Raw genomic sequence first — 21,713 nt, 5'->3', positions numbered from 1 at the left:
TCTGCGGATAAAGTCAAAAGAGGAAATTAGAAAGCAAGTGAAACAACACAACAAAACCATCGTTTTACTGACTGTTTTGTTTATTGCTATGCTTTCCATTTAAATGTTTTTATATCTTTCAACTTCTAGTATTTCTTGTTACTAGTGATGGACTATATCGTTTGTTTTTCTTATTTATTTTATAAGAATGTTAAGCTTAATAGAAATACAGTAATTACAAGATTGTAATATATTCTGTTATAGCTTTATGTGGCATGGGTATAAATTGATATGACTTTTATTATCTATGGTATAATGAGATAAATTTGGAGTTGTAGAGGCGAGCATTTGGAAGAACATAGACCTGATTTTAGAGATATAAAATCATTTGAAGAATTTAACAGATACTACTGGTATCGAGAAGAGCTTTCACAAATTTGTAAGTACCTTGGATTAGAATACAGATGTACAAAAAAAGAATTAAATCATATTATAGAACAATATTTTAGGGGAAATAGAGTAGAAAAAGTTTTGAGGAAAAGAAACAAAAATCAAACCGAAATAATAACCCTAAATACATCATTACTTGAATGTGGGTTTTCCTTTAATCAGAAATTTCGTGATTATTTTTCAGCTGTAACAGGTGTTAATCCGTTTAAGTTTAATGCTGATATGGCAACTGCTTGGAGAAAAGTAAAACGGGACAACAACATAAATTTTACAATCCAAGATATGATTAAAATATACTATGGAGAGTCAGACTACGCCAAGTATGATAATTCAGCTTGCCAATGGAATCAATTTCTAAAAGACTTTTGTGCCGATGAATTTAGCAATCATTACTCCAACAAGTTAAAAGTTGCGGCTATCCTTTGGAATGAAGTTAGAGATTCAAAAAATAAAAAAATTTATTCACGGGGACTTCTAAAAGAATATAGCTACAAAATAGAGGAGTACTGTAAGTAAACAACTTCAAGTTTGTCGAACGGAATATAAAGTATTAAAGACGATAGCACTCTGTTTTTGCAGAGTGCTTTTTTGTTTTATAGAATATAAGAGAATGTGGGATACTTGCTTTCTCTGCTAGATGATCGAGCAGAGAAAGATTTATTAGATATGACATCAGTCAGCTAAACCCTTTTAGCTGGCTTTTTTGTTAGCGACTCGGTCATTAACTTGCTTGTCAAAATATAATTCGGTATCATAGATATATAATGTTTGGTAAGTAAGTCCTATTGTCAGTTCGGAACAAGTAGATAGGAGAAGGGGAGAAAAAACTAGTGAATAAAGACCAATTGATAGAGAAACCAGAAATAAATATTGTTGGGGTTATTGCAAATCATCAGTTTAACTGGTATATTTGTTCAAACGAAATGTGGGCAATGGATATCGATAAATATATTCAGGCATACCAGGAAGCAGGTCTGGATGTTGATTTCTCCTATTTACCTGAGATTCAGCAGAATCTTCATGTGATTACAAAAAGCAATCTTGAGAGCTACTTAGAAATGTATAAAGATGATTGGCTGAAGGTGACGGTTGAAGAATTGATCTCAATGATCAAACGTTCAATGGAAGAGGAGAACTTGAATTCAGAGATTATTCTGGAAGGAAATGCCTTGCTTCCGGATCTTTTCATCGATTTTGATAAAGAAGAATTTTATTCAAACCATCTGGGGATGAAAAACTACGAAAGATATGTGCCAAACGGATGGAAGTTTTTTTCAGGACGTTTTGATCATTTGATCCCCAAAGAGGAGCAATATTGGATTGAAGAGACCAAGAAAACTGAAGGAACTAGTCTTCTATTCATATAAAAATAATACAGTTTAAAAGTATTTCATGAGACTGTGAAATGCTTTAAAATTTCGCCACATTTCAAATCTTTATATTCCGTTTCGTTAGGAATAGCGATGGAAAGCCAACCAAATATGCTATACTGAAGTAGATAGAAGGAGGAGCGACTGATGAGCAGAAAGTGGGTAAAGATCATTGCTATTTTAATTTTCATCCTATCCGGTAGTTACTTTGTCTACAATAAACTAACGAAGCCGAATCTTGGACCGAAAACAACAAAGCTCTATAAGCATGGTTTTCTTTTGCTAGAAGAACAAATCGGAACCTACATCAAAGAACACTATACTGGGATTGAGAAGATTGAGTTCTCCCCAATCTACGTTACTGAAGAAGGGTCAACATTCTCAAATGCCTATGTGCGTCCGACGATCTATGACAAGTATGGAAATAAAGCTACTCTGGGAGATAAAATAAAGAAATTTATTCCATTAAGTTATGGATTGATTTCAGACATTGTTCTTGATTTTGATGGAGGTGGCAATGAAGTCATTGAGTTACTGGACTCAAATGGCAAACCTGTAGACGTTTCAAATGAGGAGCATTTGCCTAAGAGAGCTATACTCACAGAGGCAAGTAGTACAGATGAAAATATTGAATTATTAGTAGAAGATGGTCAGTTAATAGGAGTCGTAAAGGATGATAAAGGAAGCCCTGGTGCAGAAATTGTTTATAATACGGAACTCCATAAAGGAGACGCGAGAGAGTAGCGCTAACCAATGAAATAGAATGAAAAAGAAAGGACAAAACACATGCAGTATTATTTTATCGGTGGCCTAGGTGGTAATAGCTACCATCTGGCTCCACTAATGGATGAGCTAGGCTTTCCTGTGACCTTTCTAGATCCCTATAGGGAAATGATTCAGACAGAAAACGATCTTCGTGATTGGTTCCAAGGTCGGGTTGGCCAGGCTGAAGAGATCTGCTTATTTGGGCATTCCTTGGGTGGAGATTTGGCTCGTTATCTGGCTACTGAGTTTCCTCAGATCCAGGCTTTGATTCTCCTGGATGGTGGCTATCTGGATATGGAAAAGATCTTATCTCTTGAAGAAGAACTAAATGACACATCATCCTTCATGCAGCAGCAAGTCTTTGCAACTTTAGAAGAAGCTGTGTTATCCGAACATGGTGATAGAGCAGATCCGACGCCTATAGCGCGAAAAGCGGTAGAGGCTAGCTATCGTTGGAATCCAGTGAGTGAACAATATGAATTAAATCTGGATCTCGAAAAGGTCATGGCTTTATTGCGTCTACGGCGTCAGATCAAGACTTATCAGATTCCACTGGCAGACCTGCCTGTCCTCTTTATCGGGCCTCGATACCAAGAAGAACCTGAATGGAGAAAAGATGCTCTGAAGCAACTAGATCCTCAGATCAAGCAAATCTTGCTAAAAGGTTTAGGGCACGAACTGTATACAGAGGCGCCTGAAATTGTAGCTAGAGAAGTGAACAATTGGCTCCAAAATGTTCATAAATAAAACCTGTTTCTCTGTTTGAAACGGGTTTTTGTCTTGTAATTTCCGAACGTTATTTCCTATAAAATCATTCCCATTGCATTAGGTCCGTATCTTTGGTATAATCTATCAAGGAAACGTCAAGAGACGTAGCGATGCGCTTGCGCATAGGTAGGTCAGTTTTTAGAAAAGAGATTTTTCAATCTATGTTAAATGAATTTCCTATTTTCGACTATGAAGATATTCAGTTGATTCCCAACAAATGTATCATCAATAGCCGGTCAGAAGCAGACACAACCGTCCAATTTGGAAACCATACCTTCAAGCTTCCAGTTGTTCCTGCCAATATGCAGACAATCTTGGATGAGAATGTGGCAGAGCAGTTGGCGCGTGGTGGTTATTTCTACATCATGCACCGTTTTGATGAAGCGGGTCGGATTCCTTTTGTCAAACGCATGCATGAGCAAGGTTTGATCGCTTCCATTTCGGTTGGTGTTAAGGAATACGAATACGACTTTGTGAGTCAATTAAAGGCAGATGCGCCTGAGTACATCACTATTGATATCGCACACGGTCATGCGGATAGTGTCATTCGGATGATTCAACACATCAAGAAAGAATTACCAGATACCTTTGTCATTGCTGGAAATGTTGGAACACCTGAAGCTGTTCGTGAATTGGAAAATGCGGGAGCTGATGCGACTAAGGTCGGAATCGGCCCTGGTAAGGTTTGTATCACCAAAGTGAAGACTGGATTTGGTACAGGTGGTTGGCAATTGGCTGCGCTTCGCTGGTGCTCAAAAGCAGCGCGTAAGCCAATCATTGCGGACGGTGGTATTCGGACCCATGGCGATATTGCCAAATCGATTCGTTTCGGGGCGTCTATGGTCATGATCGGTTCGCTTTTTGCAGGACATATTGAAAGTCCTGGTAAAACAGTAGAGATTGATGGAGAGTCTTTCAAAGAGTACTATGGATCTGCTTCCGAGTACCAAAAAGGCGCTTATAAGAACGTCGAAGGTAAGAAGATTTTATTGCCTGCTAAGGGTCATTTGCAAGACACCTTAACGGAAATGGAACAAGATTTGCAAAGTTCGATCTCGTATGCTGGAGGCCGGAAATTAGCAGATTTGAAACATGTTGACTATGTGATCGTTAAGAATTCTATCTGGAATGGCGATGCACACTAATTGAATTACTTATTTATTTCACGAATGGGCGTGATGTTTCTACAAGGTGCCGGAACACCTAACAATAAGTAAGTCGAGATAAATCCTTTTGCTAGAGGATGTTCAAGGCTTGCTTAGCAGGCCTTTTTGTGTTTTGTGAATAAGTAAGGGATTTTTTAGAAAGTAGGAGGAAGTATGAAATTACTGGAAGAACGCATCTTAAAAGATGGCAACGTTTTAGGTGAAAATATCCTCAAGGTGGACTCCTTTTTGACCCACCAAGTGGATTTCAAATTGATGAAAGAAATTGGTCAGACTTTTGCAGACCGGTTCAAAGATGCTGGTGTGACGAAAGTCGTAACCATTGAAGCATCTGGGATTGCACCAGCCCTTTATGTAGCTGAAGCCTTGGATGTTCCCATGATCTTTGCTAAGAAAGCAAAAAACATCACCATGAACGAAGGGATCTTGACGGCTGAGGTTTATTCCTTTACCAAGCAAGTGACCAGTACGGTTTCCATTGCTGGTAAATTCTTGGATCCAGCAGATAAGGTTTTGATCATTGATGATTTCCTTGCCAATGGTCAAGCAGCTAAGGGCTTGATTCAGATCATCGAACAAGCTGGTGCTAAAGTGGAAGCTATTGGAATTGTGATTGAGAAATCTTTCCAAGATGGTCGGGGATTGTTAGAAGAGTTGGGATATCCTGTGGTATCTCTTGCGCGTTTGGATCGTTTTGAAAACGGTCAGGTTGTATTTAAGGAGGCAGACATCTAATGCAAAAACAAGAAAGCCATTCACAGGCAGCCGTTTTAGGCTTGCAACATTTATTGGCCATGTATTCGGGATCTATTTTGGTACCGATCATGATCGCGGGGGCTTTGGGCTATAACGCTCATCAGCTGACCTACCTCATCTCTACAGATATCTTCATGTGTGGGGTAGCGACCTTCCTTCAAGTTCAGCTCAATAAGTACTTTGGGATTGGTCTTCCGGTGGTCCTTGGGGTTGCCTTCCAGTCGGTGGCACCTCTCAGCATGATTGGTGCTAGCCATGGTAGTGGGGCCATGTTTGGTGCCTTGATTGTCTCAGGGATTTATGTCATCCTTGTTTCTGGCTTCTTCTCTAAGATCGCCAATCTCTTCCCATCCATCGTAACGGGATCTGTTATTACGACCATCGGTTTGACCTTGATTCCGGTAGCGATTGGGAATATGGGGAATAACGCAGCCAAACCAACGGTGCAAAGTCTGATTTTAGCCGTGATCACCATTCTCATCATTCTGGTGGTCAACATCTATACGACTGGCTTTATCAAGTCTATCTCTATCTTGATTGGATTGATTGTAGGAACTGCTATTGCGGCTTCTATGGGCTTGGTAGATTTCACACCTGTATCGCAAGCACCAGTGGTTCACGTTCCAACACCATTCTTCTTTGGAGCTCCTAAGTTTGAAATCACTTCAATCTTAATGATGTGTATCATCGCGACGGTTTCCATGGTCGAATCAACTGGTGTTTATCTTGCACTTTCAGATATTACCAAAGATCCGATTGATAGCACGCGCCTCCGTAATGGCTATCGTGCTGAAGGGTTGGCCGTTCTACTCGGTGGTATCTTCAATACCTTCCCTTACACTGGATTCTCACAAAACGTTGGTTTAGTGAAATTGTCTGGTATCAAGACTCGTCTTCCAATCTATTATGCGGCTGGTTTCCTTGTTCTACTCGGTCTCCTTCCTAAGTTTGGAGCTTTAGCACAAATTATCCCAAGCCCTGTTCTTGGTGGAGCGATGCTAGTCATGTTTGGTTTTGTATCGATTCAAGGGATGCAGATTCTTGCGCGTGTTGATTTTGAACATAATGAGCACAACTTCTTGATCGCTGCTGTATCGATTGCTGCAGGGGTTGGTTTGAACAACAGCACTCTCTTCAACGGCCTTCCAACAGGATTCCAAATGTTCTTTGCGAACGGAATTGTCGTTGCCAGTGTCTTGGCGATCGTTCTCAATGCTATTTTAAACCGTAACAAACACTAATCTCACATGAACCGGAGGTCCTTGGATCTTCGGTTTTTTTGACTTTTAAAGAAACATATAGTAGAGTGGAAGAGGAGAAAATCTTATTTGATGAGAAGAGAGTTAGAATCATGTATGTAACCTATCACTTTAAAGAGCGCTTACGCTTGTTTTTGAGTCTATTTTTGCCGATTTTGATCTATCAATTGGCCAATTATTCGGCCAGCTTTGTCGATACAGCCATGACTGGTCAGTACCGGACCCTTGATTTGGCTGGTGTTTCTACAGCTACCAGTCTGTGGAATCCATTTTTTACTTTCCTGACAGGGATTGTCTCTGCGCTGACGCCGATTGTTGGGCATCATTTAGGCAAGGGAAATAAAGAACGGATTGCTGGTGATTTTTACCAATTCCTCTATATGTCATTTGGTATGGCCATTCTCTTAATAGGCTTTGTTTGGGGGATTGCACCCATGATTCTCAAGCAGATCGGCTTAGAAAATGTTGTTGCCCAAATAGCCATTCGCTATTTATATTTCCTTTCTTTGGGAATCTTACCTTTGTTGCTCTTTAGTATCGTGCGGACTTTTCTCGATACCTTGGGAATGACGCGTCTATCCATGTACTTGATGCTCTTGCTTTTGCCTCTCAATGCTTGTTTTAACTATATCCTGATCTATGGGGCATTTGGTTTTCCTGAGATGGGAGGAGCAGGAGCAGGACTTGGAACCTCTCTGGCCTACTGGGTCTTGCTGGCTATTGCAGTTTTGATCTTGTGCAAGCACCCTAAGGTAGCACCTTTCCAATTATGGAAGCCGCAGCCTTATGATTTTAAAGGGATGAAAGAAGTATTGCGACTTGGGCTTCCAATCGGTGGAATTGTCTTTGCAGAAGTTATCATCTTCTCGCTGGTTGGTTTGTTAATGGCAAAATTCCCATCACTCACCATCGCGAGTCACCAATCGGCCATGAATTTTTCTACCCTGATGTATGCTTTCCCGGTTAGTATCTCCAGTACCATGGCGATTATCGTATCTTACGAACTGGGAGCAGGAAGACCAGAAGTGGTCAAACAATATTGCCGTTTGGGACGACTGACAGCCTTTGGGTTTGCGATTGTCACCCTCGTCTTTCTCTATACATTCCGCTTCCAACTGGCAGGGCTGTATGGCAAGGATCCCGTCTTTGTGCAACAAACAGCTATTTTCATGACCTATAGTCTCTTTTTCCAAGTAGCCGATACCTTCGCAGCACCCCTACAAGGGATTTTGCGGGGCTATAAGGATACAACCGTTCCATTCTTATTAGGCGTTTTTAGTTATTGGTGTATCTCTATTCCACTAGGGATTTTCCTTGACCATGTGACCAACCTCGGTCCCTATGCTTATTGGATCGGCCTTATTTCTAGCCTTGTCGTGAGTGGAATTTGTTACCAACTTCGGCTCTGGCAGATCGAAAAAAAGCAAACAAACTAAAATGAAGTCTGGGAAACCAGGCTTTTTATGTACCGTGAATATTATAAATTTTCTGAAAGTTCTTGACAATTGATGTCAAAGTGGTAAGATTAGGAGGTAGAAATGAAGAACTAGAAGGAGAACAAGATGAGAAGTGATATGATCAAATTGGGGATCGACCGAGCACCAGCGCGTGGTCTCCTTTATGCAACAGGGCAAGTAAAATCAGCAAAGGATATGCAAAAGCCCTTTATTGCCATTTGTAACTCCTATATTGATATCGTTCCGGGCCATGTTCACCTGCGTGAATTAGCGGATGTTGCCAAGGAAGCTATCCGCGAGGCTGGTGGGATTCCTTTTGAATTTAATACCATCGGTGTCGATGATGGGATTGCGATGGGCCATATCGGGATGCGATACAGTTTGCCATCTCGCGAGTTGATCGCAGATGCTGCTGAAACGGTCATCAATGCCCACTGGTTTGATGGTGTTTTCTATATTCCCAACTGTGATAAGATTACACCAGGAATGATTTTAGCCGCCATGCGAACCAATGTGCCAGCCGTATTTTGTTCAGGTGGACCCATGAAGGGTGGAGTTGACATGACGGGGCATCAAGCGACGCTCTCAAGTTTGTTTGAAGCTGTCGGTACTTATCAAGCTGGTGATATGGGCATGGATGAGCTGGATTTCTTGGAAAAAAATGCCTGCCCAACTTGTGGCTCTTGCTCTGGTATGTTTACTGCCAATTCCATGAACTGTTTGATGGAAGTATTAGGTCTTGCTCTTCCTGGAAATGGTACCATCCTAGCTGTTTCAGATGAAAGACGGGAATTGGTTCGCCAAGCGGCCAAACAATTGGTAGAGAATATTAAAAAAGGTATCCGCCCACGGGATATTGTGACTAAAGAAGCCATCGACGATGCATTTGCGCTCGATATGGCCATGGGTGGTTCAACCAATACTGTGCTTCATACGCTCGCTATTGTGCGTGAGGCTGGTATTGACTATGACCTTAAGGACATTAACGAAATTGCCAAGAAAACACCTTATCTCTCTAAAATTGCACCTTCAAGTGTTTACACTATGCATGATGTACATGAAGCTGGTGGTGTACCAGCCATTATCAATCAGTTGATCAAAAAAGGTGCCATTAAGGGTGACCGTATTACAGTTACTGGTAAAACCTTGAAAGAAAACGTAGCTGGTGCTGAAATCAAAAATGAAGAAATTATCCACCCAATCGAACATCCGATTTCACCTGTAGGTGGTTTGTCGATCCTTTACGGAAATATCGCTCAGGATGGGGCTGTAATCAAGGTCGGTGGGGTTGATCCATCTGTGACCACTTTCCGTGGTAAAGCTATTTGTTGTGATTCACAAGATCAAGCCCTTGAGTTGATTGACAATGGAACAGTCAAGAAGGGACATGTCGTTGTCATTCGTTACGAGGGTCCTCAGGGTGGACCTGGTATGCCGGAGATGCTAGCGCCAACTTCTAAGATTGTCGGACGCGGTCTTGGTAAGGATGTGGCACTGATTACGGATGGTCGTTTCTCCGGAGCTACTCGTGGGATTGCGATTGGTCACGTTTCTCCAGAAGCGGCAGAAGGTGGTAATATCGCCCTAATCGAAGATGGGGACGAAATCGTGATTGACCTTCCAAATCGTACGCTTGATCTACTTGTCGATGATGCAACCCTTGCAGAACGTCGCAAACACTTGAAACAATTCAAATCAAAAATCTCCAGCGGTTGGTTGCGTCGCTATACAGCCTTTGCTAAATCAGCTAATGTCGGCGGAACCTTGATGAGTGACGAAGAATTCGAAGAACGGAAAGCAGAACGTCAAGCCCAAGAAAAATAAGAAAAAACCTTTCCTGCTATGTGATATCACAAGCAAGAAAGGTTTTTTAGTGGAGCCATTATTTGGTGCGCATTTCACCTTGAGGGAAGTAGGTTCCTTCAGGCATATCGTTAATGATGACGTGAACAGCTGACTGAGGAGCGCCAGTATTGCGGACAACAGCTTCGGTTACTTCCTTGGCCAAGGCTTTCTTTTGTTCCAAGGTGCGTCCTTCAAATAGGTCAATTCGTACAAATGGCATATGGCCACCTCCTAAATTTTATATAGGACTATTTTATCACATTTTGGGATACAAAGCTTAGCAAAATTATGGTAAAATGATAATGAAACACATTTTAGAGAGAACAGAAGGAAAATGGCACAATTATATTATAAATATGGGACCATGAACTCGGGGAAAACCATTGAGATTTTGAAGGTGGCCCATAATTATGAAGAGCAAGGCAAGAGCGTCGTTATCATGACCTCAGCAATCGACACCAGAGATGGAGTAGGAGTGGTTTCTAGCCGGATCGGTATGAAACGCGAAGCCGTTGCGATCGAAGAAGAAACCGATATCTTTGGCTTTATTAAAAACCAAACAATCAAACCCTACTGTGTCTTGATCGATGAAGCTCAGTTTTTGAAACGACACCATGTCTATGATCTGGCAAGAGTCGTGGATGAACTAGATGTGCCGGTCATGGCTTTTGGCCTCAAAAATGATTTCCGAAATGAACTCTTTGAAGGTTCCAAACACCTCCTCTTGTTAGCGGACAAGATCGAGGAGATCAAAACCATCTGCCAATACTGTTCCCGCAAGGCGACCATGGTCTTGCGTACCCAAGCGGGTAAACCTGTCTATGATGGAGAGCAGATCCAGATCGGTGGACACGAGACCTATATCTCGGTTTGCCGCAAACATTATTTTAATCCAGACATACCAACTGAAAGCGTCTAGAACGTTTTAGAGAGGATAATAATGTCTATTTGTTTAAAAGATATTACAATAGAGAATTATTTCGACGTTTTAAATCTAGAAGTTCATCCAAACCAAAGGAATTTTATTGCATCCAATTCCATTAGTTTAGCTGAAGCCTATGTATATGATAAAAATGGTGATTTTATAGCTCCCTTAGCAGTTTATGATAAGGAAGTATTAGTTGGTTTTGTGATGATTGCCTATGACCAGAAAATTGGGATCAGCAAGGGGAACTACTTGTTATTTCGTTTTATGATCGATAAACGATTTCAAGGTTTAGGCTATTTTAAGCCGACTATGGATGCAGTTATTGACTTTGTTCGAACAGAGCCAGCTGGAAAAGCAACAAGTCTTTGGTTATCTTATGAACCGGAAAATCATCAAGCGAGATCTTGCTATCTCCATTATGGATTTAAAGAAACTGGCGAAGTCATAGAAGACGAAATTGTAGCAATCTATGATCTAACAATCAAGAATTAAGGAGCAAACATGAATATCTATGATCAACTACAAGCTGTAGAAGACCGATACGAAGAGTTAGGAGAATTACTGAGTGACCCAGATGTGGTCTCTGATACCAAACGCTTTATGGAGCTTTCAAAAGAAGAAGCTTCCACGCGTGATACGGTGACAGCCTACCGTGAGTACAAGCAAGTCCTTCAAAACATTGTTGACGCTGAGGAAATGATTAAGGAAGCAGGCGGAGATGCGGATTTGGAAGAAATGGCCAAGCAAGAGCTAAAAGATGCTAAGGCTGAAAAAGAAGAGTACGAAGAAAAATTGAAGATCTTACTTCTTCCTAAAGATCCAAACGATGACAAGAACATTATCTTGGAAATCCGTGGGGCAGCTGGAGGAGACGAAGCCCAATTGTTTGCTGGTGACCTCTTGCAGATGTACCAAAAATACGCGGAAAGCCAAGGTTGGCGCTTTGAGGTCATGGAAGCTTCCTACAATGGCGTTGGTGGGATCAAAGAAGTAGTGGCCATGGTTTCTGGTCAATCAGTCTACTCGAAACTCAAGTATGAATCTGGTGCCCACCGGGTACAACGGGTCCCTGTGACTGAAAGCCAAGGTCGTGTCCATACCTCTACAGCAACCGTTCTGGTCATGCCAGAAATTGAAGAAGTTGAGTACGACATTGATCCAAAAGACCTTCGGATTGACATCTACCACGCTTCTGGTGCGGGTGGACAGAACGTCAATAAGGTTGCGACAGCTGTTCGTATTGTCCACTTGCCAACCAATATCAAGGTAGAGATGCAGGAAGAACGGACCCAACAGAAGAACCGTGAAAAAGCCATGAAGATCATTCGTGCGCGTGTGGCTGACCACTTCGCTCAGATTGCCCAAGACGAGCAGGACGCTGAGCGGAAGTCAACTATCGGGACTGGTGACCGTTCAGAGCGGATCCGGACTTACAACTTCCCTCAAAACCGTGTGACCGATCACCGGATTGGCTTGACCCTTCAAAAACTGGATACTATCTTATCTGGTAAATTAGATGAAGTGGTCGATGCTTTGGTCTTGTATGATCAAACACAAAAACTAGAAGAGTTGAATAAATAATGTTGTTGGGATCATTATTAGCCCAGTATGAAGAAGAATTAATAGCCGTTGGAGAGGAAGCAGAAAGCCTCTCCTTCGCGTATCGTGCTTTAAAAAACTGGACCTTTACAGACTTTGTCCTTGCTTTGCAAAAAGAAGTGGAAGTAGAGGATCAGGCCTTGCTTCTATCCATCTTTGAGCAGTTGAAACATCACATCCCTGCCCAATATATTATTGGCAGCGCAGAATTTTGTGGCCATGTTTTTACAGTTGATGAGCGCGTGCTGATTCCACGCCCAGAGACTGAGGAGTTGGTCGCTCTCATACTTGAGGAAAACGATGGGGAAGCCTTACGAGTTCTGGATATTGGAACAGGAAGTGGTGCCATTGCTATTAGCATAGCCCTTGCTAGACCTAACTGGCAGATTCAAGCTAGTGATGTCTCAGAGGAGGCCTTAGCCCTTGCTCATGAAAATGCCCAGCAGTTAGAAGCAGTCGTTTCCTTTAAGTCTTCAGATGTACTAGATGATCTAGAAGGTCCATACGACCTGATTGTTTCCAATCCACCCTATATCTCGCGTGATGATGTAGAAGAAGTTGGAGCCAATGTATTAGCCTCTGAACCTCACTTAGCTCTCTTTGCAGACCGTGATGGATATGCTATCTACGAAAAGATTGCCCGGCAAGCACCAAGTGTTTTAACACCAGAAGCGAAGGTCTATCTAGAGATCGGCTATAAGCAAGGTAACAAAGTAAAAGAGCTCTTTCAAAAGGCATTTCCCGACAAACAAGTTCGAGTTTTGAAAGACCAATTTGGACAAGATAGAATGGTAGTAGTAGACAATGGATCACATTGAGAAAGAATTAGAAGCAGGACGTGCGGTTATTCTGCCAACTGAAACAGTCTATGGTATTTTCGCTAAAGCTTTGGATCAAGAGGCAGTTGATTATATTTACGAATTAAAACGTAGATCTAGAGAGAAAGCCCTGAACTTGAATGTAGCAAATGAAGAAGGTGTTCGAATTTATTCGAAAAATCAACCTAGCTATTTAACAAAACTGATTGATTCATTTTTACCTGGGCCTTTAACTATTATTCTTCAAGCAAATGAAAAGGTGCCTGACTGGATTCATTCAGGGATGTCTACGGTTGGCTTTCGGATGCCAGCCCATCCAAAGACCTTGGAATTAATTCGTAAATATGGTCCTTTAGTTGGTCCTTCTGCAAATCTATCTGGACACGCTAGCGGAACAAAGTATGAAGCTATTATAAAAGAATTTGATCAGGTAATTCCTGGCTTTGAGGATGATGCTTTCCTTACTGGCCAAGATTCGACTATCCTAGATATTTCTGGGGCCAAAGCGAGGATTTTACGACAAGGTTCTATTACGAAAGCTGACTTGCTTGCACAAGTGCCCGAGCTTTCTTTTGAGGAAGATAACCTTCCTCTGTCATAATGTATATAAAAAATTATTTAATAAGGAGTAGACCTATGATTTTTGATAAAGAAGATTACAAAGCCTATGATGCAGACCTATGGAATGCTATTTCCAAAGAAGAGGAACGCCAACAAAACAATATCGAGTTGATTGCTTCTGAAAATGTTGTCTCTAAGGCGGTTATGGCAGCGCAAGGGTCTATCCTGACCAATAAATATGCAGAAGGTTATCCAGGTCGTCGTTACTACGGTGGGACTGATGTCGTAGACGTCGTCGAAAGTCTGGCCATCGAACGCGCTAAGGAAATTTTTGGGGCTAAATTTGCTAACGTTCAACCGCATTCAGGAAGTCAGGCTAACTGTGCTGCCTATATGGCCTTGATTGAAGCTGGCGACACTGTCATGGGGATGGATCTGGCTGCCGGTGGGCATTTGACGCACGGAGCTTCTGTGAGCTTCTCTGGTCAAACTTATAACTTTGTGTCCTATAGTGTAGATCCGGAAACAGAACTCTTGGATTTTGACGCCATCTTAAAACAAGCCCAAGAAGTCAAACCAAAACTCATTGTTGCTGGTGCCTCAGCCTACTCTCACATTATTGATTTCTCAAAGTTCCGTGAAATTGCAGATGCAGTAGGAGCTAAGCTCATGGTTGATATGGCCCATATTGCTGGTCTAGTTGCAGCAGGTCTTCATCCAAGTCCAGTTCCTTATGCCCATATCACGACAACAACCACTCACAAGACCCTTCGTGGTCCACGTGGTGGCTTGATCTTGACCAATGACGAGGAGTTGGCTAAGAAGATCAATTCTGCCATCTTCCCTGGTATCCAAGGAGGACCTTTGGAGCATGTCGTTGCTGCTAAAGCAGTCGCTTTCAAAGAAGCACTGGATCCTGCCTTTAAAGAGTATGCAGCTAATGTGATTAAGAACAGTCAGGCTATGGCTGATGTCTTCTTGCAAGATCCTGATTTCCGTGTCATTTCAGGCGGAACTGATAACCACCTTTTCCTTGTCGATGTGACTAAAGTCGTTGAAAATGGGAAAGTGGCGCAAAACTTGTTGGATGAAGTCAACATTACCCTAAATAAGAACTCTATTCCTTATGAAACCTTGTCTCCATTTAAGACCAGTGGGATTCGGATTGGTGCAGCAGCCATCACTGCTCGCGGTTTTGGTGAAAAAGAAAGTCGCACCGTTGCTGAACTCATGATCAAAGCACTGAAGAATGCAGATAAAGAAGCAGTATTAGAAGAGGTGCGTGCTCAAGTCAAAGCCTTGACAGATGCCTTCCCACTTTACGAGGACTAAATCATCTTATGGATATTTACGTAAAGAAAGCCATCATTCATCAATTTAGCCCAGATGATACCGATCTCTATCTGGCAGATAAATTCCTCAATATCACGCCTAAAATTGAGGAATACTTGCGCAAGAAGATTGAGCGAGTTTATTCCGATGAAGCCAGGACCGGTATTTTCGAAGAGGACAATCCTTTTCTTGAGATGATTTCAGATGATCTGTTAGAAACATCTGTCGCAGTAGCGAATCGCTGGAAGGAAGAATTTGTCGTCTCTGAGAATCAAAAGACCAATGATTTGGTATTCGTCCAATTCTCGAAAGAAGGAGTGGAGCATTTTGCCTTTCTTAGAATCGCTTTACGAGAAACCTTGACCCATCTTGGCGGTGAAGTGGACAATCCGATTAAGCTGACGCAAAACAATCTACCTGGTTTTGGGACTGGTGCTGATGAAGCCTTGGTCATTAATCTTCAAAGCCGCAAATACCACTTGATTGAAAAACGGATCAAGTATAACGGGACCTTCTTGAATTATTTTTCTGAGAATCTCTTGCAGGCGCAACCCAAGATTTCTCCTAAAAAATCGATCAAGGCTCTAGAAAAAACAGCCCAGAAGATTGCGGAAAGCTTTAATACAGATGATTTTCAATTTCAATCAAAGGTTAAATCAGCTATTTTCAATCATATCGAGGAAGAAAATAAACTCTCTCCAGAGAAATTAGCAGATGATCTCTTTGACGATAATTTGACAGCTCGCCTCAGTTTTATTGACCAAGTCAAAGAAGCGGTACCTGAACCTGTCACTTTTGAAGAAATTGATGCATCTCGCCAGTTGAAGAAGTTCGAAAATCAGAAATTGTCATTGTCAAATGGAATTGAACTGATCGTTCCGAATAATGTCTATGAAGATGCAGAATCTGTTGAATTTATTCTAAACGAGAACGGGACCTATTCTATTCTGATCAAAAACATTGAGGATATACAGAGTAAATAATGATTAAACGCATAGTGAAGATCTTCTTATTCATCTTACTTATATTTGGAATCTACAAGGGGATCCAGATCCACCATGATGTCAAACAAGTCATGCAGTATCGCTCTCTGGTTAGAGAAGTCCTTGCTGAGGAGGATACCACAGCCAATGAAAACCTCATTCTGGCTATGATCTATACAGAGACCAAAGGTCGAGAGGACGATGTCATGCAGGCTAGCGAGAGTGCAAGTGGTGAGACCAATACCATTAGTGATAATAAGGCCAGCATTCGCCAAGGTATTCAAACTCTTTCAGATGAGTTAAAAGAAGCCAAGAAAAAAGGGGTTGATAGCTGGACAGCCGTTCAAGCCTATAATTTCGGGAAAGATTACATTGATTATGTAGCTAAACACGGTGGAACAAATTCCCTAGAGTTGGCCCGAGCTTATTCGCGGGATGTAGTAGCGCCAAGCCTTGGCAATGTAACCGGTGAAACTTATCTTTACCTCCACCCTATTTCCCTATTAAATGGGATGGAACTCTACATCAATGGCGGAAATATTTATTATTCTCGTTTAGTAGAAACCAATATGACAATTATGAAGTTATTTTCATGGTTTTAATCAATCAAGTTAGAGAGAGTTGGACAGAAATCGGTCATTCGTTAGAATTCGATTTCGTCGTCCCACCTCCGCACAGTTGAGTAGGGCTGTAAAAGCTAATGAAATCAGCGTAGTAGAGCCTACTCAACCGCTGCAACAATCCAAAAACAATTGAGAGGCTGGGACTTTTGTCCCAGCCTCTCTTATAATCTATAAATCTTTTTGTGTATTCTGACTTTTGATTCTTAGTATTTTGAAATCATTGAATAGCTATGATAAAATACTAGTTAGTTTTAAATTATCTTGAGGTGTTTCTATTGAACAAAAAATCAATCTACGGGCTATTTCTTGGGCTGATTCTCCTATGTATCGCTTTTTTGGGGAAGTCACAACAAAAAACGCAGCTGGACCACACTAATTACCTACAAAATACTCGTCCTACCTTATTTTTTCATGGTTATGGCTCGAGTGCCAATGCAGAAAAACACATGACAGATGCGGCAAAAAAGGCAGGGGTTACTGAGACCGTCATTACTGCAAACGTGTCTACCGATGGACAAGTAAAGCTGACAGGGACCATTCCCAAAGGTGCGGTCAATCCAATTATCAAAGTGGAATACCAAAACAATCGCACGCCCGATCCAAAAGTCATCAGCCATTATGCCTATCAGGTAGTTAAAAAACTTCAAGATACCTACCATTTTAAAGAGATGAACGTCGTCGCTCATTCTATGGGAAATATGTCCGTCTTATATTATCTTCTGGAACATGGAAGTGATGAGAATCTGCCAAAAATTGTCAAGCAGGTCGCCATTGCCAACCATGTCGCTGGACTCGAAGGGATGAATTTACCACAAGGTTTGGTTCTAGATACGCAAACTGGTAAACCCTCCGCAATGAATGAGCAGTACCAACAGCTTTTAGGTCTTCGGGAAGTCTATCCAGAAAATCAGATCGATGTACTGAATATCTATGGAGATATCGGTGGAGAAACTGATGGATCGGTTCTCAATGTTTCTTCAAAAGCCCTTCGTTACCTAGTAGCAGAACGTGCAAAAAGCTACCGTGAAGAACAGATTGATGGCAAAGGTGCTCAGCACAGCCAACTTCATGAAAATCCAATAGTAGATAAGTTGTTGATCCAGTTTCTTTGGGGAAAATAAATATGTCATCCTTTCTTAAAAGAAATGTAAGCTTCTTTTAAGAAAGAAACGATATAATAAACATTGAAGTGAATAACTCTTTTATTGGCTTCTTTTTTTCAGCTCTAGTCAGGTGAAATAGTCGATAAAATCTACTCAGCGTGGATATGAGATAGAAAGAAGAGAGAAATGAAATTAAGAAAAATTGCTTTATTTGTGGCGTCGACAGTTGCCCTCTTTAGTGGAATTCCACATGTTTCTGCAGATAGCAATGTCCAGAAAGTCATTGATGAAACTTATGTCAAACCAGACTATGTTTTGGGGTATTCTCTAGACCAAATGCAGATTGAGCAAACCTTGAATTTGCTGAACTATGATAGTTCAAAAGACAAAGAAGAGTGGAAGACTATGACACCAGAGGTCTACTCTTCGATTATGAACGTTGCGAACGATGATAGTCTAGAGCTCTATTCCTCTGTTAAAATTCAAAAATTAGGTAAGAACAAGCCTCTAGAAGTGAATATTGTGACGCCTCAAAACATCACCAAGGTTACTGCAGATATGTATCGGAATGCGGCCGTTACACTTGGTTTGGAGCATGCTCAAATTACAGTCGCATCTCCTGTCCAAGTAACTGGTGAAAGTGCCTTGGCTGGTATCTATTACTCGCTTGAGAAAAATGGTGCCAAAGTTTCTCAAGAAAGCAAAGATCTGGCTCAAGAAGAATTAAAGACTCTATCCGGGATCAATGAAGAAAATGCCGGAAAGAAAAACTTCGATGCTGATAAATTGAACGTGGCATTGACCGACATAAAAACGGCAGTAGCCAATGCCAAACAGAACAATCAGGATTTAAGCAAGGATGATATTCGAAAGATTGTCGAAGAAACCCTGAAAAATTATAAGTTAGATACAACGGTGACAGGCAACCAGATTAATTTGATCGTGAATTTCGCAGTGAATCTTTCAAAGAGTAGCGTCATCAGCAGCAAAAGCTTTACTAAAACCTTGTCGGATCTAAAAGATAGTATCGTAGACAAGGCAGGTGATACCTTTAACAATATCAATCTCAATTTTGATACAAATGCCATTTTAAAAGATAGTGGAAACTTCTTCACAAATGCGTGGAATGCCATTGCTGGCTTCTTCGGAGCCATCTGGAATGCCATTGTCAAATTCTTTAGTAGTTTGGTTGGATAAACATAGCACAAAAGCACTGCTGACAAGAAGTCAGAGTGCTTTTTGCGTTTGATTACCTATTTTTAGAACTGCTAAATTCTTATTTTAAGCTAGTTAATCAAGGTCCCACGGACCTTAAACTTGCTCTATTATTTTATGCTCATGAAAAAAGGTCCCACGGACCTTTTTTTTATTCCCACTCTACAGTTGCAGGTGGTTTACTTGTGATATCATAGACGATGCGGTTAACGTGGTCAACTTCGTTTACGATACGGACTGAGATTTTTTGGAGAACTTCCCAAGGAATTTTAGCGAAGTCAGCTGTCATTCCATCGATAGAAGTGATAGCGCGGATAGCGATAGTGTAGTCGTAAGTACGGCCGTCTCCCATAACACCTACTGAACGAACGCCAGTGTTAACAGTGAAGTATTGCCAGATATCGCGGTCAAGACCAGCTTTAGCGATTTCTTCACGAAGGATAGCGTCTGATTCACGGACTGTTTCGAGTTTTTCTTCAGTGATTTCCCCCATGACACGGATGGCAAGACCTGGTCCTGGGAATGGTTGGCGCCATACGATGTGATCTGGCATGCCAAGCTCGGTACCAAGGGCACGAACTTCATCTTTGTAAAGAGTGTTGAGTGGCTCGATCAGTTCAAACTGCATGTCTTCAGGAAGTCCACCAACGTTGTGGTGAGATTTGATGGTTTGAGCAGTATCTGTACCAGATTCGATCACATCAGTGTAAAGAGTTCCTTGTGCCAAGAATTTCACATCTTTTAGTTTGCTTGCTTCATCGTCAAAGACATAGACAAATTCGTTCCCAATGATCTTGCGTTTTTGTTCGGGATCAGACACACCAGCCAATTTATCAAGGAAACGTTTAGCAGCGTCTGCTTTAACAATGTTCAAACCAAACTTGCCACCAAGCATCTCCATAACTTGATCAGCTTCCCCTTTACGAAGAAGACCGTGGTCTACAAAGATACAGATCAATTGATCTCCGATAGCTTTTTGGAGAAGAACCCCAACAACGGAAGAGTCAACACCACCTGAAAGGCCAAGAAGGACACGTTTGTCTCCGACGGTTTCACGGATTTTTTTGATCTGCATGTCAATGAAGTTGTCCATGGTCCAGTCACCTTTAGCCCCACAGATGTTCAAGGCAAAGTTACGCAAGATATCATAACCGTGAACAGAGTGACGAACCTCAGGGTGGAATTGGATTCCGTAGATTTTCTTGTCTGGATTTTCAATGGATGCAAATGGACAGTCAGCAGAAGTACCAGTGCGGATAAAGTCAGCCGGAATTTCTGTAACAGCATCTCCGTGACTCATCAAGACCAATTGTTTGTCTGGTGTGCCAGCAAAAAGAGCGGAAGATTCTGTCAAAGTCAGTTCAGATTGACCATATTCACGGTTACCAGCGTCACCTGCTGGAACGACCTTCCCACCCAATTTATGGGTCAACAATTGCATTCCGTAACAGATTCCAAGGATTGGAATACCGAGTTCAAAAATTTCAGGATCGATATCAAAAGACCCTTCCTCGTATACTGAGTTTGGTCCGCCTGAAAGAACGATCCCAACTGGATTGATTGCACGAACTTCATCAGCAGAAATCTTATGGCTCTTCAATTCTGAGAAGACACCAATTTCACGAATTCGACGTGAAATAAGCTGATTGTATTGGCTACCGTAGTCAAGCACAATGATTTTTTCAACATCATGCAAATCAGTTGATAGGTTTGTCATCTTATCCCCTTCTTATAGAAATTTACTTTCCTCTATTCTAACACAAATGCCTTGTCTTTACCAATCTCTGATTGAAGAATTAGGAATTTTACGCTACAATAGAAGTAACACAGAGAAAGAGCAATGTTATGATTCCAGCTTACATTCAAATTCATGATCAGATTAAATCTGAGATTGATCAAAAAATATGGAAAATTGGAGAGCGGCTCCCCAGTGAACGCGATCTAGCTGAAAAATTCCAGGTGAGTCGGATGACTCTTAGGCAGGCCATTACCCTTCTGGTCGAAGAAGGAGTACTTGAAAGACGGGTAGGAAGTGGTACCTTTATCACTAGCACGCGCGTCCAAGAAAAAATGCGCGGAACAACCAGTTTTACTGAGATTATGAAATCGCAAGGCAAGGAACCTTCTAGTCAAGTGATTTCTTACCGTAAAACCATTCCTAGCCTCCAAGAAGTGGATAAATTAGGCATCGATAAGACAGACACCATCATTCGGATGGAGCGGGTCCGGTACGCGGATGGGATCCCTGTCGTTTATGAAGTGGCTTCCATTCCAGAGAAATTTATTAAGAATTTCAATCGCGAAGAGGTCACCAGTCATTTCTTCCAAACCTTGGAGCGTCATGGTTATAAGATCGGAAAGTCGCATCAGACCATCTATGCGCGATTAGCCAAAGATAAGATTGCGGACTATTTGCAGATTTCAAAAGGACAGGCTATTTTAGGATTGACACAGGTTTCCTATTTTGAAGACGGGACGGCTTTTGAGTATGTGAAAAGCCAGTATGTCGGCGAACGGTTCGAATTTTATTTGGAAAACAATTAAGCGAACAATGAACAGAAATAGAAAACTCTTCAAATGTCCGAGGCATATTACCAGGGCATTTGGGAGCTTTTTTAGTGAGAACTCATTCTTTCTAAATAGTGATAGTATGGTCATAAATAAAAGATTTGAAAAAAATTTTAAAAAATTTTTTTTTTTCTTCAATTTTTGATTTTTTTTACGAATTAATAGATA

Annotated in this window: 22 protein-coding genes and 1 riboswitch; of the genes, 20 read left to right on the top strand and 2 right to left on the bottom strand. The window is 41.4% G+C overall.

Translation table 11 applies throughout. The features are described from left to right. Nucleotides 1-327: 327 nt before the first annotated feature. From ABVF55_RS06205 to ilvD, 9 genes are all read left to right on the top strand, one after another. Nucleotides 328-945, top strand: coding sequence for an SAP domain-containing protein (locus tag ABVF55_RS06205; RefSeq protein ID WP_023918090.1), 618 nt, complete (start codon nt 328-330; stop codon nt 943-945). A gap of 314 nt (nt 946-1,259) precedes the next feature. Continuing rightward, entirely contained in the window at nt 1,260-1,796 is a 537-nt protein-coding gene (locus tag ABVF55_RS06200; protein ID WP_445285052.1) for a hypothetical protein, read from the top strand. Nucleotides 1,797-1,946: 150 nt separating this feature from the next. Further along, entirely contained in the window at nt 1,947-2,543 is a 597-nt protein-coding gene (locus ABVF55_RS06195) for a hypothetical protein (protein WP_023918094.1), read from the top strand. 42 nt (nt 2,544-2,585) lie between these two features. Further along, a complete protein-coding gene (locus ABVF55_RS06190; RefSeq protein ID WP_445285051.1) occupies nt 2,586-3,311 on the top strand; it encodes an alpha/beta fold hydrolase in 726 nt (241 codons plus the stop codon). Between the two features lie 182 nt (nt 3,312-3,493). Next, nucleotides 3,494-4,477: a GMP reductase gene (guaC, locus tag ABVF55_RS06185; RefSeq protein WP_037615292.1), complete on the top strand. Its 984-nt coding sequence runs from the start codon at nt 3,494-3,496 to the stop codon at nt 4,475-4,477. After that, nucleotides 4,467-4,562: riboswitch (purine riboswitch) on the top strand. Its footprint overlaps the gene before it by 11 nt. Before the next feature lie 89 nt (nt 4,563-4,651). Next, a complete protein-coding gene (locus tag ABVF55_RS06180) occupies nt 4,652-5,233 on the top strand; it encodes a xanthine phosphoribosyltransferase (RefSeq protein WP_445285050.1) in 582 nt (193 codons plus the stop codon). Further along, nucleotides 5,233-6,495: a nucleobase:cation symporter-2 family protein gene (locus tag ABVF55_RS06175; RefSeq protein ID WP_445285049.1), complete on the top strand. Its 1,263-nt coding sequence runs from the start codon at nt 5,233-5,235 to the stop codon at nt 6,493-6,495. Before ABVF55_RS06180 ends, ABVF55_RS06175 begins: the two co-directional genes overlap by 1 nt. A gap of 110 nt (nt 6,496-6,605) precedes the next feature. After that, nucleotides 6,606-7,949 carry an MATE family efflux transporter gene (locus ABVF55_RS06170; RefSeq protein ID WP_070661306.1) on the top strand — a complete coding sequence of 448 codons (1,344 nt, stop codon included), beginning with the start codon at nt 6,606-6,608 and terminating at the stop codon, nt 7,947-7,949. A gap of 126 nt (nt 7,950-8,075) precedes the next feature. Continuing rightward, nucleotides 8,076-9,794, top strand: a complete 1,719-nt coding sequence (ilvD, locus tag ABVF55_RS06165; RefSeq protein ID WP_445285048.1) for a dihydroxy-acid dehydratase — start codon at nt 8,076-8,078, stop codon at nt 9,792-9,794. Between the two features lie 58 nt (nt 9,795-9,852). Here the strand turns inward: ilvD and ABVF55_RS06160 are convergent, their stop codons facing one another. After that, on the bottom strand, nt 9,853-10,035 hold the full coding sequence (locus ABVF55_RS06160) for a 4-oxalocrotonate tautomerase (protein WP_001117401.1): 183 nt from the start codon (nt 10,033-10,035) through the stop codon (nt 9,853-9,855). 114 nt (nt 10,036-10,149) lie between these two features. Between ABVF55_RS06160 and ABVF55_RS06155 the strand changes: the two genes are divergently transcribed. The 10 genes from ABVF55_RS06155 to ABVF55_RS06110 all read left to right on the top strand — a co-directional run bounded on the left by ABVF55_RS06155 (nt 10,150) and on the right by ABVF55_RS06110 (nt 18,959). Beyond that, nucleotides 10,150-10,734: a thymidine kinase gene (locus ABVF55_RS06155; protein ID WP_023918101.1), complete on the top strand. Its 585-nt coding sequence runs from the start codon at nt 10,150-10,152 to the stop codon at nt 10,732-10,734. 21 nt (nt 10,735-10,755) lie between these two features. Beyond that, entirely contained in the window at nt 10,756-11,235 is a 480-nt protein-coding gene (locus ABVF55_RS06150; RefSeq protein ID WP_445285047.1) for a GNAT family N-acetyltransferase, read from the top strand. 9 nt (nt 11,236-11,244) lie between these two features. Then, nucleotides 11,245-12,324, top strand: a complete 1,080-nt coding sequence (gene prfA / locus ABVF55_RS06145) for a peptide chain release factor 1 (protein ID WP_003007273.1) — start codon at nt 11,245-11,247, stop codon at nt 12,322-12,324. Next, entirely contained in the window at nt 12,324-13,160 is an 837-nt protein-coding gene (prmC, locus tag ABVF55_RS06140) for a peptide chain release factor N(5)-glutamine methyltransferase (RefSeq protein ID WP_272106704.1), read from the top strand. The genes prfA and prmC overlap by 1 nt, the downstream gene beginning before the upstream one ends. Further along, complete coding sequence (locus ABVF55_RS06135) at nt 13,147-13,761, top strand: L-threonylcarbamoyladenylate synthase (RefSeq protein ID WP_155167745.1); 615 nt, start codon at nt 13,147-13,149, stop codon at nt 13,759-13,761. The genes prmC and ABVF55_RS06135 overlap by 14 nt, the downstream gene beginning before the upstream one ends. Before the next feature lie 35 nt (nt 13,762-13,796). Beyond that, nucleotides 13,797-15,053: a serine hydroxymethyltransferase gene (glyA, locus tag ABVF55_RS06130; protein ID WP_195487219.1), complete on the top strand. Its 1,257-nt coding sequence runs from the start codon at nt 13,797-13,799 to the stop codon at nt 15,051-15,053. Between the two features lie 8 nt (nt 15,054-15,061). Further along, nucleotides 15,062-16,036, top strand: a complete 975-nt coding sequence (locus ABVF55_RS06125) for a nucleoid-associated protein (protein ID WP_195487220.1) — start codon at nt 15,062-15,064, stop codon at nt 16,034-16,036. Beyond that, complete coding sequence (locus tag ABVF55_RS06120; RefSeq protein ID WP_003007284.1) at nt 16,036-16,638, top strand: lysozyme family protein; 603 nt, start codon at nt 16,036-16,038, stop codon at nt 16,636-16,638. Before ABVF55_RS06125 ends, ABVF55_RS06120 begins: the two co-directional genes overlap by 1 nt. A 296-nt stretch (nt 16,639-16,934) precedes the next feature. After that, nucleotides 16,935-17,780, top strand: coding sequence for an alpha/beta hydrolase (locus ABVF55_RS06115; protein ID WP_195487609.1), 846 nt, complete (start codon nt 16,935-16,937; stop codon nt 17,778-17,780). A 168-nt stretch (nt 17,781-17,948) separates the two neighbouring features. Next, complete coding sequence (locus ABVF55_RS06110) at nt 17,949-18,959, top strand: DUF1002 domain-containing protein (protein ID WP_195487608.1); 1,011 nt, start codon at nt 17,949-17,951, stop codon at nt 18,957-18,959. Between the two features lie 169 nt (nt 18,960-19,128). Here ABVF55_RS06110 and guaA read toward each other — a convergent pair whose 3' ends face one another. Then, complete coding sequence (gene guaA, locus ABVF55_RS06105) at nt 19,129-20,694, bottom strand: glutamine-hydrolyzing GMP synthase (RefSeq protein WP_061591075.1); 1,566 nt, start codon at nt 20,692-20,694, stop codon at nt 19,129-19,131. A 128-nt stretch (nt 20,695-20,822) separates the two neighbouring features. Here guaA and ABVF55_RS06100 point away from each other — a divergent pair, with 128 nt between their 5' ends. Beyond that, the gene (locus ABVF55_RS06100; protein ID WP_049514367.1) at nt 20,823-21,521 is read left to right on the top strand and encodes a GntR family transcriptional regulator; all 699 of its coding nucleotides are present in this window, start codon (nt 20,823-20,825) and stop codon (nt 21,519-21,521) included. The last annotated feature ends 192 nt before the right edge of the window (nt 21,522-21,713 follow it).

It is taken from the genome of Streptococcus sp. KHUD_012 (genome assembly GCF_052588255.1).
Note: the sequence above shows the minus strand (reverse complement) of the source record. Positions and strands in the feature narration are given on the sequence as shown.

Excerpts from the sequence above, each read along its gene's own strand:
- ABVF55_RS06160 (WP_001117401.1), bottom strand. The coding sequence starts at position 10,035 with ATGCCATTTGTACGAATTGACCTATTTGAAGGACGCACCTTGGAACAA.
- ABVF55_RS06170 (WP_070661306.1), top strand. The coding sequence starts at position 6,606 with ATGTATGTAACCTATCACTTTAAAGAGCGCTTACGCTTGTTTTTGAGT.
- ABVF55_RS06175 (WP_445285049.1), top strand. The coding sequence starts at position 5,233 with ATGCAAAAACAAGAAAGCCATTCACAGGCAGCCGTTTTAGGCTTGCAA.
- ABVF55_RS06110 (WP_195487608.1), top strand. The coding sequence starts at position 17,949 with ATGAAATTAAGAAAAATTGCTTTATTTGTGGCGTCGACAGTTGCCCTC.
- ABVF55_RS06120 (WP_003007284.1), top strand. The coding sequence starts at position 16,036 with ATGATTAAACGCATAGTGAAGATCTTCTTATTCATCTTACTTATATTT.
- ABVF55_RS06155 (WP_023918101.1), top strand. The coding sequence starts at position 10,150 with ATGGCACAATTATATTATAAATATGGGACCATGAACTCGGGGAAAACC.
- prfA (WP_003007273.1), top strand. The coding sequence starts at position 11,245 with ATGAATATCTATGATCAACTACAAGCTGTAGAAGACCGATACGAAGAG.
- ABVF55_RS06190 (WP_445285051.1), top strand. The coding sequence starts at position 2,586 with ATGCAGTATTATTTTATCGGTGGCCTAGGTGGTAATAGCTACCATCTG.
- ABVF55_RS06100 (WP_049514367.1), top strand. The coding sequence starts at position 20,823 with ATGATTCCAGCTTACATTCAAATTCATGATCAGATTAAATCTGAGATT.
- guaA (WP_061591075.1), bottom strand. The coding sequence starts at position 20,694 with ATGACAAACCTATCAACTGATTTGCATGATGTTGAAAAAATCATTGTG.
- ABVF55_RS06135 (WP_155167745.1), top strand. The coding sequence starts at position 13,147 with ATGGATCACATTGAGAAAGAATTAGAAGCAGGACGTGCGGTTATTCTG.
- ABVF55_RS06125 (WP_195487220.1), top strand. The coding sequence starts at position 15,062 with ATGGATATTTACGTAAAGAAAGCCATCATTCATCAATTTAGCCCAGAT.
- ABVF55_RS06180 (WP_445285050.1), top strand. The coding sequence starts at position 4,652 with ATGAAATTACTGGAAGAACGCATCTTAAAAGATGGCAACGTTTTAGGT.
- glyA (WP_195487219.1), top strand. The coding sequence starts at position 13,797 with ATGATTTTTGATAAAGAAGATTACAAAGCCTATGATGCAGACCTATGG.
- prmC (WP_272106704.1), top strand. The coding sequence starts at position 12,324 with ATGTTGTTGGGATCATTATTAGCCCAGTATGAAGAAGAATTAATAGCC.
- ilvD (WP_445285048.1), top strand. The coding sequence starts at position 8,076 with ATGAGAAGTGATATGATCAAATTGGGGATCGACCGAGCACCAGCGCGT.
- ABVF55_RS06195 (WP_023918094.1), top strand. The coding sequence starts at position 1,947 with ATGAGCAGAAAGTGGGTAAAGATCATTGCTATTTTAATTTTCATCCTA.
- ABVF55_RS06150 (WP_445285047.1), top strand. The coding sequence starts at position 10,756 with ATGTCTATTTGTTTAAAAGATATTACAATAGAGAATTATTTCGACGTT.
- guaC (WP_037615292.1), top strand. The coding sequence starts at position 3,494 with ATGTTAAATGAATTTCCTATTTTCGACTATGAAGATATTCAGTTGATT.